At 37.2% G+C, this 21,687-nt stretch carries 9 protein-coding genes; all 9 read right to left on the bottom strand.

Going from position 1 to position 21,687, the window contains the following annotated elements; translation table 11 throughout:
* Window positions 1–2 precede the first annotated feature (2 nt).
* The 9 genes from ACQ334_RS20950 to ACQ334_RS20910 are packed head-to-tail and all read right to left on the bottom strand — an operon-like array spanning window position 3 to window position 21,678.
* Entirely contained in the window at window positions 3–2,396 is a 2,394-nt protein-coding gene (locus ACQ334_RS20950) for an ABC transporter permease (RefSeq protein ID WP_430990224.1), read from the bottom strand.
* Window positions 2,397–2,406: 10 nt separating this feature from the next.
* A complete protein-coding gene (locus ACQ334_RS20945) occupies window positions 2,407–4,806 on the bottom strand; it encodes an ABC transporter permease (protein WP_430990223.1) in 2,400 nt (799 codons plus the stop codon).
* A 10-nt stretch (window positions 4,807–4,816) separates the two neighbouring features.
* Window positions 4,817–7,195 carry an ABC transporter permease gene (locus tag ACQ334_RS20940; protein ID WP_430990222.1) on the bottom strand — a complete coding sequence of 793 codons (2,379 nt, stop codon included), beginning with the start codon at window positions 7,193–7,195 and terminating at the stop codon, window positions 4,817–4,819.
* 24 nt (window positions 7,196–7,219) lie between these two features.
* A complete protein-coding gene (locus ACQ334_RS20935) occupies window positions 7,220–9,589 on the bottom strand; it encodes an ABC transporter permease (RefSeq protein WP_430990221.1) in 2,370 nt (789 codons plus the stop codon).
* A 9-nt stretch (window positions 9,590–9,598) separates the two neighbouring features.
* Window positions 9,599–12,001, bottom strand: coding sequence for an ABC transporter permease (locus tag ACQ334_RS20930; protein WP_430990220.1), 2,403 nt, complete (start codon window positions 11,999–12,001; stop codon window positions 9,599–9,601).
* A 15-nt stretch (window positions 12,002–12,016) separates the two neighbouring features.
* Window positions 12,017–14,425 (bottom strand): ABC transporter permease, encoded by a 2,409-nt coding sequence (locus ACQ334_RS20925; RefSeq protein ID WP_430990219.1) that lies wholly within the window; start codon window positions 14,423–14,425, stop codon window positions 12,017–12,019.
* Between the two features lie 12 nt (window positions 14,426–14,437).
* Window positions 14,438–16,819, bottom strand: a complete 2,382-nt coding sequence (locus tag ACQ334_RS20920; protein WP_430990218.1) for an ABC transporter permease — start codon at window positions 16,817–16,819, stop codon at window positions 14,438–14,440.
* Window positions 16,820–16,828: 9 nt separating this feature from the next.
* Window positions 16,829–19,216: an ABC transporter permease gene (locus ACQ334_RS20915; RefSeq protein WP_430990217.1), complete on the bottom strand. Its 2,388-nt coding sequence runs from the start codon at window positions 19,214–19,216 to the stop codon at window positions 16,829–16,831.
* 41 nt (window positions 19,217–19,257) lie between these two features.
* Window positions 19,258–21,678, bottom strand: coding sequence for an ABC transporter permease (locus tag ACQ334_RS20910; RefSeq protein WP_430990216.1), 2,421 nt, complete (start codon window positions 21,676–21,678; stop codon window positions 19,258–19,260).
* Window positions 21,679–21,687: the final 9 nt, after the last annotated feature.

Below are 21,687 nucleotides of genomic sequence, written 5' to 3'. Positions count from 1 at the left end.
TTTTATTCGCTTCTTAAACTTTTAGTTGGATTCATTAATGCTGCTTTCACACTTTGAAAACTTACCGTTAATAAAGTAATGATCAAAGCGCCGCTAAAGGCGGCTGCAAATACCCACCATGATATAGCAGTACGATAGGTATATTTTTGTAGCCAGCTATGTAAAAAATACCAGGCCAGTGGCCCTGCAACAACGCAGGATATCAATACCAGCCATACAAAATCTTTTGACAGCAGCTGCCATACATTAATTACCGAAGCACCCAACACTTTTCTTACACCAATTTCTTTGGTGCGTTGCGCTGCTACAAAAGAGGCTAAGCCAAACAACCCTAAGCAACTGATCAAAACAGCCAGCATAGTAAAGAAGCCTGCCAGTTTTCCAATACGTTCTTCATCAGAAAACTTTTTAGCATATTCATCATTTGCAAATTTGTAATCGAATGGTGCACTGGGCACATATTTTTTAAATGCTGCTTCAATTTTTTTAATTGATTCAGCAGCACTTTTGTTGGGATTCAATTTAAGATTTAACCAGTTGGGGTTTTTACCTAATAAATAAAATGCCTGTTTCACCGGTTCGTAAGGCGATTCCATCAACATATCTTTAATTACACCTACAATGGTATAATTTCTGGCATGTTCATTATCACCCCATTTAACCATGGTACCCACGGGGTTTTTAATATTCATAAATTTTACTGCCGCTTCATTAACTACCAGCGAAGCAGAGTCTGTAGCAAAATCTTTTGAAAGATCTCTTCCCTGTATAAATTGCCAACCCACCGTTTTTCCAAAATCATGCGATACCCAGATGGTGGCGAAGTCTGCATCCTGATTAGGATCTTTTCCGGGCCAGCTGATACCACCGTTGTTAGACCATACTCCTGTAACCGGGCTTGATGATTCTGCAATTTCGGTAATAGCACTATTGTCGGTTAGTTCTTTACGGAGTATATCCAGTTTATTTTCAAACTCCGGTGTTTTCATCTCTATCATCATCAATGCATTTCTATCGTAACCCACCGGCCTGTCTTTAGAAAATTGTATCTGCCGGTACACAATTATTGTTCCGATGATCAAAGTAACGGAAACGGTGAACTGCAGTACCACCAACACCTTACGTGGTATGGCTGCAAAGCGGCCGGCTTTAAAAGTACCTTTCAATACTTTTACCGGTTTAAAAGAGGAGAGGTATAAGGCAGGATAACTACCTGCAATGATGCCCGTAAATAATGCAAACCCAATACCGAATAACCAGAACAACGGGTTGAGCCATAGCACCGACATTTTTTTATTGGCCATATCATTAAACCATGGTAATATCAATTGCACTATTATCAAAGAAAATAAAAATGCAAAGGCTACTACCAGTAATGATTCAATAAAAAATTGCCCGATCAGTTGTCCACGTACCGAGCCGATGGCTTTGCGTATACCTACTTCCTTGGCTCTTTTTTCAGAACGTGCTGTACTTAAATTCATAAAATTGATACAGGCGAGTAGTAATACAAAAACGCCGATCATTAAGAACAGCCATACATAGTCGATAAGCCCACCCGTATTCACGCCGTTTTCCCAATGATCCCTTAAATGCCAGTCTTCCATCGGGTGCAGGAATATCAGGGAATTATATTTTTTATCTTCAGCAGGTACTCTATCTAATTTGGTATTGATGATACGTTTATTTACACTGGTAAAATCTGCATTGTCTGCAATCTGTACAAAGGTTTGAAAAGAGTTGTTGCCCCATTCATTCATAGAATTTTTTATCCAGGGTTCTGATGTAACATATAATTGCCAGGGTGCAATAAATTTTAAATCCCTGAATTCATCATTATAAGGCAGGTCTTCATAAATACCGGTAACTTTTACATCCTGCCGGTTATCAATTTTAATTACCTGGTTGATAGGTTCTGCATTTCCAAAAATTGCTTTTGCTGCAGCCGCAGATAATAAAACTGAGTTCATATCCTTCAATCCTTCATTGGTTCCTTTCAGTATTTTAAGGTCGAGTAATTTTGCCGCATCCACATCCATATAAGCACCTTCCTGCGATACTCTTTGTTCTCCTATACTAAGAATATGCCCACCTTGCCAGGAAGACATTACAATGTATTTAAAATCGCTGCCGTGTTTCGCTTTTAATTCTTCCCCTAATGGAAATGGCAGCGCCCTTTGTGTGTATATGTTGCCATTGGCGGTTTGCTTTTGCATTACCCGGGCAATCTGTTTATAATTTTTATGGTAATGATTAAAGGATAATTCATCATAGATCCAGAAACCGATGAGCATGGCAACAGCCATACCAATTGCCAAACCGGCAATATTGATGAAGGATGAGCTTTTACTTTTAAAGAGATTTCTCCAGGCTACTTTAAAATAATTTTTTATCATGTCTGTACTTTTATTCTGTTCGTAAACTTTTTACCGGGTTAGCAATAGCAGCTTTAATGGCCTGGTAACTCACTGTTACCAATGCGATAATAATAGCAATTCCACCAGCCATTCCAAAAATCCACCAACTGATATTAATTCGGTAAGCAAAATCCTGCAACCACTTATTCATTACCCACCATGCAATAGGTGAAGCAATTATAATTGCAATTGCAACGAGCACAACAAAATCCTTTGACAACAGTGCAGTAATTTGTTGCACAGAAGCACCTAAAACTTTTCGAATACCAATTTCTTTGATACGGCGTTCAGCAGTAAATGCAGCCAGCCCAAATAAGCCCAATGCACAAATGATTACAGCTATCAAAGAAAAAATAAAAATGAGTTGGGAAGTTTTAATATCAGCTTTATACAACCGGGCAAAACTATCATCTAAAAAAGTATAGCTGAAAGGTTGGTCGGCAATATATTTTGTCCAGATACCCGACATAGCACTAACCGCTTTGGATATATTACCCGGACTTGTTTTAATAAAAATATAGCTGTCACTTCCGGAATTATTAGAGATTACCAAAGGGCCAATCTTTTCATGCATATTCTTATAATGAAAATCTTTAACTACTGCAATAATTTTACCGGTATCGCCACCCATTGTAAAACGCTGGCCCAATACCGGCTTGTTAATGTTAAATACAGTTGCTGCAGTTTCATTTAAAATATAATTGTGTTCATCTTCCTTACCAGGCTTAAACCAGCGACCAGTTTGTAATTTCAGATCAAACATTTTTTCAAATTCAGCGTCAACAGAAAGACGGGCAACCGTAGGATTAAAAGTGGTATCATGTCCATCCCAATCTGCACTTCCCGAGCTTGCGCCTGTAACATCTATTATCTCTGACCCACCCATACTTACAGCTGTTATACTGCTTTGTGATTGCAGCTCCTGTTTCATACTCAGTAATAAAGATTTTCTTGCCTCTCCCCGGGCTGCATAAAAGGCTTTATATGGAATTTGCACCGCCATTACCTGCGAAACATTATACCCTGGGTTGGAAGACTGAATAAAATGTAATTGCCGGTAAATAACAATTGTTGCCATTATCAATACTACTGATAATGAAAATTGAAATATTACCAACCCCTTTCTTATTATCCCATCGTTTAATTTTAAAATACTAACACCTCTAAATACGCTTAATGGTTTAAAAGAAGATAGTAATGCGGCAGGATATAACCCATTTAATACACTTGCTAAAATTAATGTACCCCCTAAAACTTTCCACATTGCCAGAGAAGACAATGGCAATGTAAAATTGATTTCGGTAATAACATTAAAGACCGGCAGACATAATTTAATTAGCACAATTGTAATGATCAATGCTATAATGCTTATAGTAAGTGATTCTATTATAAATTGAAAAAACAGGCCCTGCCTTTGAGCACCTAATATTTTTCGCATACTTACTTCCTTAGCCCTAAGGCTGGCTTTTGCAGTAGTAAGATTTACATAATTGATACAAGCAATAACCAATAACAGTAAGCCAAGCAAGGTAAAAATAAAAGTTATCTTTTTATTACCATGAGGAAAATCAGAAGATTGCAGGTCGCTTTCAAAATACATTCCCTTTAGTGATTGTAATGATACGCTGTCATTATCATTAGTTCTGTGTTTATCAATAATTGCATTAAGTGATGTAGCTACAAGAGCAGTATTTGTAGCTGGCTTAAGTTGTAAAAAAGTTATGTAGTTGAAATTATTCCAGGTTAAATCATTTTTATACACATTAGGGTTAGCTAACCTGCCATCCATCTGCAATAAAATATCAAACTGAAAACTTGAATTTACCGGGTTGTCTTTTATAACGGCCTGTACTTTATAATTCACGGTATCCACCAAAACAGTTTGTCCTACAGGATTTACATCACCAAAATATTTTTTTGCTTTTGACTCAGTTAAAATAATACTGAAAGGATCGCTTCCAAAAGCAGCAGGACTTCCTGCAATAAAATCATAATGAAAAATACTAAACCAGCTTTTATCAACCCAGGCGCTGGTTTTTTCTGCAAACAATTTATGATCGATATTTAATACAGGTGCTCCCCAGAAGTTAGGTATTATTCTTGCCGATTTTTCTACTCCCGGGATTTCTTTTTTTGCAGCATCTGCCAATAGCATAGGCGAAGCCTCCCATGTCCATTTTTCGTTTTTATCTATTGCAATAGCATTTGTAACCCTGTAAATATTATCTCTTTCAGGATGGTAGTTATCAAAATTACTTTCATTTTGCACCCATAAAAAAATAAAAACTGAAGCTGTCATCCCCACGGACAAGCCAAAAATATTTATAAATCCGGTAACCTTGTTTTTCAAGATACTCCGTAAAGCAACTTTTAAATAATTTTTAAACATATCGTTTATTTTATTCTGTTCGCAAACTTTTTACAGGATTACTCAATGCTGCCCTAATAGTTTGAAAGCTGATTGTTATAAAAGCAATCCCGAGCACTGCTATACCTACCGTAGCAAACACCCACCAATCCAGATGAATGCGGTAGGCATAGTTTTGCAACCATTGAGTAATAATATACCATGCCACAGGTAATGCAATTACAACAGCTGCTAACACCAGCTTCAAAAAATCTTTTGATAATAATTGTGTAACTGATAATATACCTGCGCCCAATACTTTTCTGATACCAATTTCTTTAATTCTTTGTTCGGTTGCAAACACTGTTAACCCAAATAAACCGAGGCAGCCTACAAAAACAGTTAAGCAGGCAAATAGAAATATAACAGCTGCAGTCCGCTTGTCATCCTGGTATATCTGGTTAATAGATTCATTTAAAAAGGTAAACTCCAGTGGTGTTTCGGGTTCGTATTTTTTGTACAATTTTGTAAGTTGATCAATAGCTGCTGTTGTTTTACCGGGTACGGTTTTTATAAACAAATTAAAATAAGGGCTCCACGGCTGATAGCGAAAGATAAATGGTTCAACATTTGAACTGAGCGGTTTAAAATTAAAATCTTTTACCACACCAACAATCGTTCCTGTTGCGCCATAAAATTTAACCTTTTTACCAATAATCTTATCAATACCGGTACCCATTAATTTTACAGCTGTTTCATTAACAATAAAATTATTAATGGTATCTTTTTCATTTTGCCATTTAAAGTTTTCACCTTTTATTAATTGCATACCAAGCGTTGGAATAAAATCAGGATCAACGTTGGCCTGGGTAATTAAAAATTCTTCATTCTTATGCATACCTTCCCATTCCAGGTTTGTGGAATTATCAACATTTACAAGCGACATTGTAGCCGGTGCTGTGCCTGCAATAGCCGTTTCATTATCCAGATCATGCTTTAACAATGCCACTTTTTGCTTTAGTTGGTTGCCTAAACGTAACCTGATAATTTGCGTTGTATTAAAACCAAGATCTTTTTGTTGTATAAACTGTAACTGGCGATACATAAAAAATGTACAAATCATCAGTGTTACACAAATGGCAAACTGAGTTATTACAAGGGCTTTTCTAAAGCCGCTGCCCGACTGCGAATTGGTTTTGCCTTTTAAAATTTTTACTGGATTAAATGCAGATAAAATAAATGCCGGATATAAACCTGCTATTAAACCAATACTAATAACAAATAATAAAAGAAAGGAAAGGAATAAACCATTATTAAAATCAAATGCGATACCAGTTCCGGTTATTTGTTGTAAAAGTGGCTGGGTGAGTTTTAAAATTACAACAGCTGCAAAGCCAGATAAAAGCGCTATTAAAACTGATTCACTTAAAAACTGTACTACAAGCTGTTTACGTGACGCTCCATTTACTTTTCTTACGCCTACTTCCATTGCTCTTTTTAAAGAACGTGCAGTGGAAAGATTTACAAAATTTACACAGGCAATGAGTAAAAGTAATAGTCCAACACCAGAAAAAATTTTCACATACCTGATATCACTTCTTTTACCCCAATCGGTAAAAAAAGCAAATTTTGAGTAGAGGTATTGTTTCGTTAATGGTTGTAATTGCAGCTGATCATCAGTATCGGGCTTATACACTTTTAATTCTTTAGCTATCTTTTTTTCAAATGCTGCGATATTAGTTCCCGGTTTTAATTGCAAATAAGTATGGTAGTTGTTACCTCCCCAATTATTTGCCCATTCGTCTGTCTTAAATAAAAATTCAACAGGTAGCAGTACGTCAAATTGAATACTTGAATTTTGAGGTGGATTAGCTACAACGCCGCTAAGTTTAAAACTATTTTGTCCGTTTAAAGTAAATACCTGGCCAAGTAAAGAAGTATCGGTGCTCCAGTTTTTTCCAAAATATTTTTCTGCGGTATTTTCTGTAATTACAATTTCGTCGGGAGAAAGTAATGCTTTTGCCGGATTACCTTTTAATAAAGGAAAACTAAACATACTAAAAAAAGCATGTTCAGTAAGTTGTATTTTCTTTTCTTCGTAAATTTTATTACCGTTTTTTAATAAACCGCTCCAATTGCCAAAACGAACCGTTTGTTCTACCTCCGGAAAATCTTTTTTTACTGCTGGTGCCAGTGGACCAGGTGTTACGGCAACATCATATAATTTACCCGCCTGGTTTTGTTTATTGGTAATACGGTAAATACTGTTTAGGTTAGTGTGAAAGCTGTCGTAATGAGTTTCTGTCCACACATAAATACCAATAACAAAGCAACAGGCCAGGCTAACTGCCAAACCAATAATATTTATAGCAGAAAACACTTTGTTTTTGCGAATATTACGCCAGGCTATTTTTAAATTAAATTTAAACATAGTAAATAGTAGTTCTTGAGTTGTTTATTCTGTTCGCAAACTTTTTACAGGATTAGCAATAGCTGCTTTTATCGCCTGCACACTTATAGTGATCACCGCAATGGCAATTGCTGCTAACCCGGCAAATACAAATACCATCCAGCCGATATTGGTTTTGTAAGCAAAATCCTGCAGCCATTTATTCATCATATACCAGGCCACAGGTGTAGCAATTACGATGGCAATTAATACCAATTTAATAAAATCCGCCGCTAATAATTGTATTATACCGGAAACGCTTGCCCCCAAAACTTTTCGCACACCGATCTCTTTGGTACGAACCTGGGCAGTATAAGCAGCAAGGCCAAACAAACCAAGACAGGAGATCACAATAGCGATCAATGCAAATACATTAAATAAAGAACCCGTGCGTTGTTCTGATTTATACATGTTATTATACACCTCATCCAGGAACATATAGGTAAATGGAAAATCTGCGCTGTAGCTTTTCCATTGTTTTTCTGCAGCGGCAATAGCCTGTGGCGCTTTTTCGCCTGTTGTTTTAATATATATTGCACCCATTTTTTGCGGGGCATAAAAAAGTACCGCTGGTTCTATTTTGTTTTTCATAGAAGCAAGATGGAAATCTTTTATCACACCTATGATCGTTCCTTCTACATTCCATAGTTTGAATTTTTTCCCTATAGGATCTTTGATCCTTGCAGCCTGCACAGCAGTTTCGTTTAAAATAAAATGCATGGAATCTGCCTGTGAACCGGTAAAATTATTTCCCGACTGTAATTTCATTTTAAAAAAATCCAGAAAGTTATTATCGATCGCTATCGGCCTTACCATCATGGTTTCATCTTTTCCTTTACCGTCCCAGTAATTATCTCCTGTTTGATAACCGATCTGTACAATATTACCACTTGCCCTGGTTACCTGCGTAATACCTGGTTGCTTTAACAGGTCTGCTTTCACTGCATCAAAATGTTTTTGCATACCGGGCCGCATAAAGAAGCCGAATACATTTTCTTTATCATAACCCAGTTGTTTGGACCGGATATAATGTAATTGTTTGCCGATAATAAAAGTACCTGCGATCAGCGCTATTGAAAAACTAAATTGCAGCACTACTAATACTTTACGAAATACAGCATCGCTTATTCTTGCTGATACTTTCCCTTTTAGTGCCTTGAGCGGCTCGAAAGAAGACAATAGAAATGCAGGGTAAATGCTTGAAGCGGCTAACGTAGCCAGCATAGTGATGAGGATAACTTTCCAGATATGAAAATCAGCCAGGTCGAATACCAGTTCTTTACCGGAAATATGATTAAAGGAAGGCATTAAAACAAACATTAACCCAATGGCCAATGTTGTAGCCAGCAAAAACAGTAAAGCAGTTTCCACGATGAACTGCATGAACAATTGCATTTTGCCTGCACCAACTATTTTACGCATGCTTACTTCCTTGGCCCTCAGCATCGATCTTGCGGTTGAAAGGTTAACATAATTGATACAGGCGATAACAAGTATCAGTAATGCAATGATGATGAACATCTTTACTGTTCCAATTCCTCCATCGGTGCCATCTGCTTTGTATAAATGCATAGATGGTAACGATTGCAGCAGGTATAATACATCTGTATCATCAGCTTTTACACGCAGGTGGATCTGTTTTAATTTTTCCGGCAGGCCGGCAACAGATGTATTTGGTTGCAACTGTAAGTAGGTTTCATACATGAACTGGTTAAAGTCATTATCTATATTTCGGCCGTCTGTTCTTCCTGTATACATATTCTTTGCCAGCAAACTCATTGGAAAGAACATATCTTTTTTGATACTGGAGTTTTTTGGAAAATCTTTTATCACACCGGTAACTGTAAAACTGGTAGTATCATCAGCCGTGATCACTTTCCCGATGGGATTATCATCACCAAAATATTTTTTTGCGGTTGTTTCTGTAACAATAACAGAGTTGTTATCAACGAAAGGTTTTTCGTTATTGCCTTGTATCAATTTAAAATCAAACATTGTAAAGAAAGAAGGATCTGTGTATGCAGCATGCTCTTCATTAAATACCTTGTCTTTATATTTAAAGAGTGCATAGGAAAAATTATTGGTCAGTCTTGCAACGTCTTTAACCTGCGATAATTCCTTTTTAGCTAATACGCCGATAGGTGCCGCAGTATTCTCCCATATCTGTATACTTCCGCCGGTGCCAACACGATTTTCGAGGCGATAGATATCTGCGGATTTTTTATGAAAGCTATCGAAAGTGGTTTCGTCCTGCACCCATAGCAATATCAATATACCAACAGTCAGCCCGGTAGTTAAGCCCAAAATATTTATTGCTGTATAAAATTTGTTCTTTAACAAATTTCTCCACGCTGTTTTTATATAATTTTTTATCATGGTTATATTTTATTCTGTTCTTAAACTTTTTACCGGGTTAGCAATAGCTGCTTTTATTGCCTGGAAGCTTACTGTTAATAGTGTGATGAACAAAGCGAATGCTCCGGCTATTGCAAATACCCACCAGCTAATATTAGTACGATATTCATATTTCTGCAGCCATTGATCCATAAAATAGTAAGCAATTGGAATCGCAATGACGAATGCAAGAATAACAAGCAGTACGAATTCCTTTGAGAGTAAACCCCAGAGGTTCATAACGGAAGCGCCCAATATTTTTCTCACTCCAATCTCTTTGATACGTTGTGCCGCTACAAAAGATGCCAAACCAAAAATGCCCATGCAGGAAATAAAAATGGCAAGTATGGCAAAGACTGTTGATAAAGTACCGATGCGTTGTTCAGCGGCGAACTTTCTGCCGTATTCTTCATCTACGAATTTGTAATCGAAGAGGCCAGAGGGATTCAATCTTTTAAAAACAGGTTGAATGAGACTGACGGCTTTAGCAGTACTCAATTTAGGGTTCAGCCTCATAGTAATAACCGGGCCTATCTGGGGAACCATAAAAAATATACTTTGCTGAACAGGTTTATAAGGCGATTCTGTTATCATGTCTTTAATGACACCAACTACATTAAATTTTTTATTATTAAATGTTATTGTCTTGTCAACAGGTTCGGCCAATCTCATATATTTTACAGCAGCTTCATTCAGGATGACAGCCCCTTTATCTGTTGGAAAACTCCTGGAAAAATCACGGCCTTGTGTGAATTGCCAGCCAACCGTTTTGCCAAATTCATAGGTTACAGCCCTTAGCACAAAAGCCATTTTTGCCAGTTTAGGATCTTTTCCCTCCCATTCAATTCTATCATCAAAATAATTATTCTCTGTAGTGGCGGCGGATGACGCAGCAACTTCAATTACACCCCCTGATGCCAATAATTCCTGGCGAAGCACATCATTTTTTCCAGTAAGATCTGTTGTATTCATAGTAAACCGGATCAATCCATCCCTATTGTAACCAATGGGCCGGTTTTGTGCATGCTGCACCTGGCGATATACAACAATGGTTCCGATGATTAAGATAATGGAAACAGTAAACTGCAAAGCCACCATTACTCTTCGTGGTATAGCCGCCGATCTGCCTGCACGGAAAGTACCCTTTAATACTTTCACCGGACGAAATGAAGAAAGATACAGCGCAGGATAACTTCCGGAAATGAAAGCCGTAATAGCGATGAACATTATTGAAATAATCCAAAACACAGAACTGTAAAAAGGGTAACTTATTTTTTTATCCGCAATTTCATTGAACCAGTTTAAACTCAATAACACTAATCCTACACCGATAATAAATGCAATACTTACAATTAACAAAGATTCGCTGAGAAATTGTTTCACTAACTGGCTTCGCAACGATCCTACCGTCTTACGAATCCCTACCTCCTTCGCCCTTTTTTCAGAACGGGCTGTACTGAGGTTCATAAAATTTATACAGGCCAGCAATAATACAAACACGCCAATCAAACCAAATAACCATACCAATTGAATTTGTCCTCCTGCCTGCACGCCGTTTTTCCATTCAGACCGCAGGTGCCAGTCTTTCATGGGATGAAGGAACAGGGCAACATTATCACCCGGTGATTGTGGCCGGTCGTTTTTTATTTTATTCCAGTATATTTCCTTAATACTATTTGATGCATCCTGCATGGACTTTCCCGGAACAGTTTGTACAAATATGTTAAAGGAACTGTTGACCCAATTATTAAGATCATTTTTTACTCCATTGTTAGTATTTACCAATAGATCCCAGGGACAAAAAAAACTTATGTTATGAAATCTCGAGTTATCAGGCAAATCTTCAAATATGCCTGCAACCTTTACCGGTATAGTGTTGCCTAATTTTAAAATCTTTCCTGCGGGGTTTTCATTTCCAAAAAGCGAAATAGCAAGCGATTTGGTTAATAGAATTGTATTGGGATCAGTAAAACCGGCACTTGTTCCTGCCAGTAATTTTAAAGTAAATATTTCAAGAAAGCCGGGCTCAACGTACATGCCCTGCGCCGAGAATTGATTCTCTTTAAAAGAAATCATCTGCTGACTACTTTCTGACGCCAGCGCTACCTGTTTAAAATAATTATTGTAGTTCCGTAGTTCGCCTGCCAGGGGAATTGGGAAATGATTGCTGTTTTCTGAAATAAATGCTTCTCCATTTACAGTTTCTTTTCTTGCGATCTGGGCAATGCTTTCATAATTTTTATTGTACCGGTCAAAGGACAATTCATCCCATATCCATAACCCGATCAGCGTAGCCACAGCCATACCCACTGCAAGCCCACAGATATTAATAAGTGATATACTCTTATTTTTAATAAGATTGCGCCATGCGATCCTGAAATAATTTCTTATCATAACTATTAATATATTTTATTCTGTTCTTAAACTTTTTACAGGGTTTGCAATAGCGGCTTTGATAGCCTGGAAGCTTACCGTAATTAAAGCGATGGCTATTGCAATACCTCCGGCCATTACAAATACCGCCCAGCCAATATTGATGCGGTAAGCGAATTCCTGCAGCCATTTATACATCGCAAACCAGGTAAGTGGTACTGCAACAATAAATGCAATTAATACCATGTATAAAAAATCTTTAGCCAGCAATACCACTACCTGGCTTACATTGGCACCTAATACTTTTCTCACACCAATTTCTTTTGTTCTTTGTGCAATAGAAAAGGCAGATAAGCCTAACAAGCCCAATGAAGCAATGATGATAGAGATGATGGCAAATACAGAAAATATTTTCCCGGTACGTTCTTCACTTTTATATACAGCTGCAAAACGGTCGTCGATAAAATTATAAGAGAATGGCCCGTTGGGGCTAAAACTATTCCAGTCATTTTTTAGTGTAGATAATAGCCCTTCTACACCGGCAGTTTTTATTTTTACAATCAGGCCGCCTTTATTATTGCCCAATACCATTACCAACGGCGCAATTTTATCTTTTACAGAAGTATAGTGAAAATCTTTTACCACACCAATGATCGTTAGTTCATGTTGACCGGATGTGATAATAGATTTTCCCAAAGGATCACCTTTAAAACCAAATTCTTTTACTGCGGCCTCATTTAGTACTACCGAAGCAGAGTCGGCATAATCCGGTGCAAAATATCTGCCGCTTACCATTTGCATGCCCAGTGTTTTTATGTAATCATAATCCACATGGTATTTGTTGATATGAATTTCTGAACGGGTTTCGTTATCAGCATTATCTTTTGCATAAGCTTGTGTACCATCCATACCTTGTGAGCCCACAGGTACATCCCTTGTAAGCGTTGCACTTACCACCCTGCTGTCTTTTACTATTTGTTCTTTAAATGCCTGTTGATTTTTGCCTAATAAATAACCATCGTTAATGATCAGGGCCTGTGTTTTATCAAAGCCCAATGCTTTATTCTGCATAAAATGTAATTGCCTGTACACTACAATAGTGGAAATGATCAAGGCTATTGAAACGGCAAATTGAAAAACCACCAGACCACTGCGTAAATGACGGCTGCTTTGCGGTGTGGCATTCTTTTTTCCTTTTAGTATACTGATGATATTAAAAGAAGAAAGAAAAAATGCGGGGTAAGTACCCGCTAATATGCCAACGATAGCAACAAACGCCAATGACACAAGGATCACTTTATAATTAAGAAAAGCAGAGAACACTAATTCCTTTCCAGCAAGCGTATTGAAAAAAGGTAAGGAGAGGTAAACAAAACCCAATGCAATTACATAAGCCACAAAAGTGAGTAATAATGATTCGGATAAAAATTGCAGGACCAGTTGCTTTTTATCTGAGCCCATTACTTTTCTAATACCTACTTCTTTACTTCTTTTAATTGATGCGGCTGTAGAAAGATTAGTAAAATTTACTGCTGCCAGTAAAATGATAAATAATGCCAGTGCTGCAAAAATGTATACATACTTAATGCTGCCATTTACGCTTAGTTCATCTTTATTAGCAGAATACAAATGAATTTTTTCAATTGGCTTTAAATAAAAAACAAAAGTGTTTACAGATTTTTGTGCTTCGGCAAGGCTTACACCCATATCTCGTTGCACTTCGGGCACCACATATTTTGCCACCAGCTCCGGAAATTTGGCTTCCAGTTTTTTGGGATCGGTGCCGGGTTTTAATTTGATATAAGTATAGTCGCCTACATTACTCCAGGTTTGATTATTTGGATTGTCTTTGAAGCTGATATAAAAGTCGAAATTAAAATGAAGGTTGCCTGGTAATTCGCCAATAACACCGGTAACTTTAAAAGGGTTAGCGGCGTTACTATTAAATACCAGCAATTTCCCCATGGGATCAGCAGTACCAAAATATTTTTTTGCCACCTGCTGTGATATTACGACACAGTTAGGTTGATTTAATGCTGTTGCAACATCGCCTTTTACAAATGGCATAGAAAATAATTGCAGAAAATTAGAATCCACAAATGCAATACCTTCTTCTTTAAACTGGTTATTCTCGTATTTTACAAAAATATCTTTTCGCTGTATCAGTCTTGCAAAATCCAGTACTTCGGGATATGCATTTTTTATGCCTCTTCCTACGGCCACATCTACGCCGGAATAAAAATCTTTATTCTCTAAATTAATTTCTACCCTGTAAATATCTTTGGCGTCTTTTGGAAATTTATCATAACTCAATTCACTATATAAAAAACCACTGATGAGTAAGCAACACGTAAAGCCCACTGCTAATCCAAAAATATTAATGGAAGCAAATACTTTATTCTTTAAAAGGTTGCGTACAGCAATCTTGAAATAATTTTTTATCATGGCGATATTATTTTATTCTGTTCGCAAACTTTTTACCGGGTTTGAAACAGCTGCTTTTATAGATTGAAAGCTGACTGTAAACAGTGCGATACCAACAGCCAGTAATCCTGCAATTAAAAATATAGTCCAGCTAATAGTTACACGATAGTTATATCCCTCCAGCCACTTGTTCATCGCATACCATGCAATGGGAGATGCAATTATTATTGCTATCATTACAAGTTTTACAAAATCAAACGATAATAAGCGGGTGATATTAAATGCTGAGGCGCCTAATACTTTTCTCACGCCAATTTCTTTTATCCTGCTTTCAGCCACATAAGCAGATAAACCAAAGAGGCCCAGGCAGGAAATGATAATTGCCAATGTTGCAAAAAGGCCGGCTAAGGTTTTAGTACGTTCTGCATCATTGAATGTGGCAGCGTATTCTTCATCCACAAACCGGTAGTCGAACGGATATGCAGCATTATAACTTTTAAATATTTTTTCTGCTTTGGCAAGATTGGCGGCAGTTGAGTTAGCTGCATTCAATTTTATATGCATTGTGTTGAACCATGCTCCCGGGCCTTCAATCACAATAGGAGGAATCTCTTCATAAGGCGATCCGGCGATATAATCTTTTACAACACCTGCTACAGTAAAGCTCGTGCCATTGTAAGGTTGAGTAATGGTTTGTCCAACCGGGTCTTTAAAACCCATCAGCTTTACTGCAGTTTCATTTAACAGAACAGAAAGGCTGTCGCCCGGATATTTATTGATATCAATATCTCTTCCTGCAATTAATTTCAATCCTGCTGTTTTTACAAAATCTGCATCGGCGCTGAAAATGGTAATGGTTGTATTGGTATCTTTTGCAATTTCGCCCTGCCACCGCAATCCCCAGGAGTGATTTCCTCCCTCTGTTATACCCGTCATTGTTTTAGTTACAGAAGTAGCGATGCCTTCATTTAAAAGTTGCTGTTTAATCAGCGGGTAATTTTTTTCAATATCACCCACAAAATTTATATGAATAAGGTTATTCTTTGAAAAACCCATATCTCTGTCTTCACCATATTGTATTTGATTGCGTACTACAATAGTGCAAACAATAAGAACTATAGCAAAGGTGAACTGCATTACCACCAGTACTTTTCTTGGTGATAATGCTGCATTGGTTTGTTTAAATTGTTTTTTAAATATGCTGATGGGTTTAAAAGAAGATAAATAAAAAGCAGGGTAACTTCCTGCCAATAAGCTTGTGAAAGCAATAAATGCCAATGCAACTAACCAGAAGTATGCACTTGTATATGGAACAGCAAGTTGTGTGTTGATGAGTGTATTAAACGATGGTAATAATAATTGCACTATCAATAATGACAGCACTCCTGCAATAAGTACCGTTAAAAAAGCTTCTGTAATAAACTGGCTGATCAATAAATTTTTACCTGCGCCTGCTACTTTACGGATGCCCACTTCTTTGGCACGCTTTTCACTTCTTGCTGTACTCAGGTTCATGAAATTAATGCAGGCTATCAGTAAAATAAATAACGCAATGATACCAAATACACGAACCGTTTCAATACGTCCGCCAGCCACTTTTCCATTTTCAAATTCATTATACAAATGCCATTGCTGAAGTGGAAAAAGAAAATGCGTCCATACATCATTGCGGCCCGAACTGCGCCTTGTAATATCTTTTATTTTTGCATTAAATACCGTAACATCGGTATTAGGTTTTAACAATACATAAGTAGGTGTATTATTACTTAACCAACTTTCATTGTTATATCCCTGGCCTAGTTTTTTTAAATAATCCCAGGGCAGCAAACAATCAAAATTAAAACGGGTATTTGCAGGAAGGTCTTTAAGGATTCCTGCTATTGTAAAATTATCAGCGCTGTCTATTCGTATAGTTTTTCCTAATGCATCTTCATTACCAAATAATTTTTTTGCCAGCTTTTCTGTAATGGTGATGGAATAAATATTTTTCAGTTGTTCGTTAGTATTGCCTTTTAGTAAAGGGAAATTGAACATTTGCAAAAATGAGGGATCAACAAAACTTGCTGCTACCCCGGTAAAACTTTTGTTATTTACAGAAAATAGAAAACTATTAATATCTTTTACACGTGTTACTGCTTCAACTTCGGGATAATTTTGTTTTAATGCAGGGCCCAGGGGTTGTGATACTACAGGTATAGCATTAGCATGTCCATCGGTGTTAGCAGTAAGCCCATACACTTCGTACAGGTTATCTTTATTGGCATGAAACTTATCAAAACTTATTTCGTTATTCAGCCACAATAAAATAAGAATTGCCCCGGCCATACCAGCGGCAAGGCCTGTGATATTAATAAGAGAAAAGCTTTTTCCTCTTATTAAATTTCTCCAGGCTATTTTAAAATAATTTTTTATCATGGCGATATTTTATTCAGTGCGTAAACTTTTTACCGGGTTTGCTATAGCTGCTTTTATTGCCTGGAAACTAACCGTAAATAATGCGATCAATATTGCCGCCATAGCAGCAATGGCAAACATCCACCATTGAATGCCGATGCGGTAAGCAAAACCTTCCAGCCATTTACTCATAAAGTAATAACCAACGGGTATAGCAATGCAGGTGCCCAATAAAACCGGCTTTAACAGATCTTTTGATAACAGCACCACAATGTTTTGTACTGATGAACCCAATACTTTTCTTACGCCAATTTCTTTGGTACGTTTAATTGCGGTATAACTGGCCAGGCCAAATAAACCAAGGCATGCGATAAAGATGGCTATTACAGAAAAAGCACTTAAAATATTTCCTTGTTTAATATCATCTTTATAATGCTGGTTAAATTCTTCATCTAAAAAATTATACTCAAATGGATAACCCGGTGCCACACTTGCATAAGCCTTGTTGATGTTACTGATGGTTCCTTTCAGTTGATTACCTGGCTTTAATCTTATTACGGCAACACGCCAGTCTTTATCAGTAGATATTACTATCGGTTCAATTCGATCTTTAAGTGAAGTAAAATGATAATCTTCCACTACACCCACAATAGTGCGGCGCACACTATCCCTGCTGAGATTCTTTATCCATTTACCAATGGCCTGCTCTGGTGTATAACCAAGATTGGTAGCAGCCGCCCTGTTGATAAGAACAGACTGTGTGGAATCAGTGATAAACTGTGAAGACAGTTCCCTTCCTGCAATAATTTTTAGTCCCAGTGATTGTACAAATTCAAAATCGGCAAATTCTGTATTGAATAAAAGTTTTTCTCCCGGCTTAGCTTCCGCTTCAAAACCATACCTGTCATGAAAGCCGCCTGGCTCTCCTGACATTAATGATACATTCACTATTGATGGATCGGTGGCCAGCATATTTTTAAATACGGCTTTTGATTTGTATATATCCGTGTTATCAATTCTTACCAGCATGGATTGTTCTTTATTAAAGCCAAGGTCTTTACTACGCACATAATTCATTTGCGAAGCAATTACTGTTATACCTATTATAAGCAATACAGAAACGCTGAATTGAAAAACCACCAATGCTTTTCTAAAAAAAACACTCTTCTTTCCTACTCTTAATTTCCCTTTTAAAGATTCTATCGGTGAAAATGAAGATAACAGCAATGCAGGGTAAGTACCTGCCAAAAGGCCTATTACAAGAATAGTAACAAAAATAAAAAAGTACACATTAGGGTCTGCCCAGAATGAAGATAATTTATAACCCAGCAGGTTATTATAGGCAGGCATTAAAAGCTGTGTTAAAAGCAGTGCTGCTGCTGATGCCACTGCTGCATATAAAACAGACTCGATTATAAATTGTATGATCAATTGTTTACGTACAGCTCCCATCACTTTTCTCAATCCTACTTCTTTAGAGCGGTCTGCTGCACGTGCCGTGGCCAGGTTCATAAAATTGATACAGGCTATTGTAAGAATTAAAAGGCCAATGCCCATGAAGATGTATACATTTTTTTTACTGCCGTGTTTTATTCCATCAAGGCTCTGGTCATTCAGGTAGATCTTTTTCATCGGATCTAAGCTTAACCCCATCTTGAAACCACTTTCAGCATAATATTTACCGAGGTATTTATTCATGAACTGCGGAAACTGGCTTTCCAATTGCTTTGCATCGGTGTGCGGATTTAACTGTACATAAGTATACAAGCCGTTATTGGGGAATCCCTGCACAGAGTCGTAATATTTAAAATTAGAAATGGGCACAACTATGTCAAAATCCAGGTTGGAATTGGAAGGGATATCTGCAGCAATGCCGGTTACTTTCAGCTGCAGTTTTTTATTCATCTCAATTGTTTTACCTAAAGGATCTTCATTGCCAAAATATTTTTTTGCAGCTGTTGCTGTTAACACAATACTTCCGGGATTATTCAATACCGAAGCCATATCTCCTTTCAGTAATGGGAAATCGAAGAATTGAAAAAAATTACTGTCTGCGATATACACTTTTTTTTCGTTGAACGAAATATTGTTATAGCTAAACAGGTCATTATCGGGCATTACCCTTACTGTTTTTTGTATCGCATCAGGATAATCATTTCGTAACGCTGCTGCATACGGACCCGACACCCAGGCAATATGCCGTTTAACACCATCCTTATTAGTTTCTGATACTCTTGCCAGGCGGTAAATACTATCGCCGTTCTTATGAAAATCATCAAAGCTGAATTCGTGCTTTACAAAAAGAAATATCATCAGGCAACAGGTAATGCCCACCGTTAATCCCAGTATATTAATAAGCGAAAACATTTTTTGTTTCCGTAAATTCTTAAATACCAGTTTAAAATAATTCTTCAGCATAAAAAAAATTTATTGAATTTCAAACTTTACAAAATAATATGCTATTCGGTACGCAAACTTTTTACCGGGTTGGCAACAGCAGCTTTTATTGCATGAAAACTCACTGTAAGTATTGCGATCATTACTGCAACCACACCTGCCACAATAAATATCCACCATTGTATATCTACCCGGTAGCTAAAATCCTGCAGCCATTTGTGCATGGCCCACCAGGCTATTGGTGTGGCAATTACCAAAGCAATGATAACAGGCTTAATGAATTCTTTGGTAACCAATGTAGCAATACCACTTACTGATGCGCCCAATACTTTGCGTACGCCAATTTCTTTTACTCTCTGGCGGATGATGATAAATGCCATACCAAATAAACCCATGCAGGAAAGAATGATGGCTACCATTGATGCAATAGAAAACATGGAAGACAATCTTTTTTCGTTGGTGTACCAGCGATCAATATTTTCGGTAACGTACGATCCTTTAAATTCTTCACCCGGCTGCACCTGTGCAAAAGCATTTTTGATGATATCCATAGTAGCCGTTGGATTTTGTGTATTTACCCTTATCAATGCATAACTGATAAATGAAGTGCTGTTCATACTAATGGTAAGCGGATCATTTTTTTCATACATCGAATACAAATGAAAATCAGGTATCACACCTACAACAGTCCATTTAGGTTTGCTGCTGTCGGCATAAAAAGACAATCCTACTACATTTCCTTCTCCCAATTGTTTTGCCATACTTTCTGTTACAATTACAGAAGTACTGCTATCAGCAACATAACTTGTAGAAAAATCTCTTCCCTGTTTTACTGGTATGTTTAGTGTTTTTAAAATATCATAATCAGCTGCCATAAAATCTGTGCCGATAGATTTTCCATTGTAGTCAAATCCAAAACTTGTTCTGCTGGTGCTGTTATCCTGGCCCATGCCAAGGTTTACATCAGAGCCGGTTATACTTACCACGCCAGATTGCGAAGCCAGCATAGTACGCAGTTTACTTACGATCTCTTTTCCTTTTTCATATTTTTTAAGCGGAATGCTTACCAGTGATTCGGTAGTATAACCCAATGGCGCTTTACGTAAATGCTGAAACTGCTGGTAAATAATTACCGTGGTACAGATGAGTACAATAGCGATTACAAATTGTGCTACTATTAAAGCATTGCGGAAGATGCCGGGTTTTTTTAAAGAGATTTTTCCTTTAAGTATTTCAACGGTTTTTAATTTGCCCATTATAAATGAGGGGTAACCCGATGCAATTAAGGAAACTAATAATAACAATACTACCAGGTAAAAAATTATGGAAGGCTGGTATAATAAACTTATATCAAACTTTGCTTCCATTAATTTATTAAAGCCGCTCATTAAGATCATGGTGGCACCAATAGCGATCAGCATTGACGCAAGCACTGTAATAAAACTTTCTCCCCACACCTGCATCCATACCTGGCGCTTGCCTGCACCCAAACATTTACGGATGCCAATTTCTTTGGTACGGGTAAACGATAAGCCAATATTCAGATTCACAAAATTGAAACAGGCAATTAAAATAATTACAAATGCCACCAGTAATAAAATATATAAAAATGATTTGCTTACCGAGTTGCCGGTTCCAAGTGCCGCACTAAAATGCAATTCTTCTATCGGCAATATTTTCATGCCTGTATAATCACCATTAGCATCCTGCCTGTAACCTTTCTTCTTTAAAAAATCTACATCTGTAGGATTATATTTTTTGGTAAAATTGCGCAATTGATTTTCTACCTGTGCCTGTGTTGTGTTAGCTGCCAGTTGTACATACACACTATGATGCTGACTGTTCCAGTCATTTTTCAATTCAGCATAACTGGGGTCTGCCTCGGTACGTGCCAGTGCAGAAAACCTGATAGAAGAATTCAGCGGCGCATCTTTTAATACTGCAGATACACTAAGTGCTATCCATTGGCCGCCAATTTTTACTTCTACTTTTTTACCAATCGGATCTTCATCGCCAAATAAGTTACCTGCAGTTTTTTCATTGAGTACAATATTATCGATGCCTGCCAGCGGATGTTCTTTAGCACCCTTAACCACAGGAAAAGAAAACATACTGAAGAAATCATCATCCACCATTAATGTAGATTGATCAAGGCTTTTTTCTTTATACCGTATCTCACCGCCACGGTTCCTGATACGTGTTGATTTTACGATACCAATATTTTCAGATTTAACTGTAGCTGCTGCAGGATATCCCATCGAAGCACTCAGGTCTAAGCCTTCGGGAGTGTTACCAAAAGTATAGAGTTTATAAAGTTTGCTTTTATTATCATGAAATTTATCAAACGAAAATTCATTGTACACCATTACCATCAGCAAAATGCTGCAGGTAAAAGCTACTGCCATTCCAATTACATTGATAGCAGTATGCAGTTTATTTTTCTGCATATTACGCCACAATGTTTTTAAATAATTTTTAAACATGGTTATATA

The organism is Ferruginibacter sp. SUN106, assembly GCF_050611765.1.
Lineage (GTDB): Bacteria > Bacteroidota > Bacteroidia > Chitinophagales > Chitinophagaceae > Ferruginibacter.
The sequence above is the reverse complement of the archived record's forward strand: the minus strand, read 5'-3'. Positions and strand labels throughout refer to the sequence as shown.

What these genes read in the sequence shown, in the direction of transcription:
- ACQ334_RS20950 (WP_430990224.1), bottom strand. Translation starts at nt 2,396, where the DNA reads ATGATAAAAAATTATTTTAAAGTAGCCTGGAGAAATCTCTTTAAAAGT.
- ACQ334_RS20945 (WP_430990223.1), bottom strand. Translation starts at nt 4,806, where the DNA reads ATGTTTAAAAATTATTTAAAAGTTGCTTTACGGAGTATCTTGAAAAAC.
- ACQ334_RS20940 (WP_430990222.1), bottom strand. Translation starts at nt 7,195, where the DNA reads ATGTTTAAATTTAATTTAAAAATAGCCTGGCGTAATATTCGCAAAAAC.
- ACQ334_RS20935 (WP_430990221.1), bottom strand. Translation starts at nt 9,589, where the DNA reads ATGATAAAAAATTATATAAAAACAGCGTGGAGAAATTTGTTAAAGAAC.
- ACQ334_RS20930 (WP_430990220.1), bottom strand. Translation starts at nt 12,001, where the DNA reads ATGATAAGAAATTATTTCAGGATCGCATGGCGCAATCTTATTAAAAAT.
- ACQ334_RS20925 (WP_430990219.1), bottom strand. Translation starts at nt 14,425, where the DNA reads ATGATAAAAAATTATTTCAAGATTGCTGTACGCAACCTTTTAAAGAAT.
- ACQ334_RS20920 (WP_430990218.1), bottom strand. Translation starts at nt 16,819, where the DNA reads ATGATAAAAAATTATTTTAAAATAGCCTGGAGAAATTTAATAAGAGGA.
- ACQ334_RS20915 (WP_430990217.1), bottom strand. Translation starts at nt 19,216, where the DNA reads ATGCTGAAGAATTATTTTAAACTGGTATTTAAGAATTTACGGAAACAA.
- ACQ334_RS20910 (WP_430990216.1), bottom strand. Translation starts at nt 21,678, where the DNA reads ATGTTTAAAAATTATTTAAAAACATTGTGGCGTAATATGCAGAAAAAT.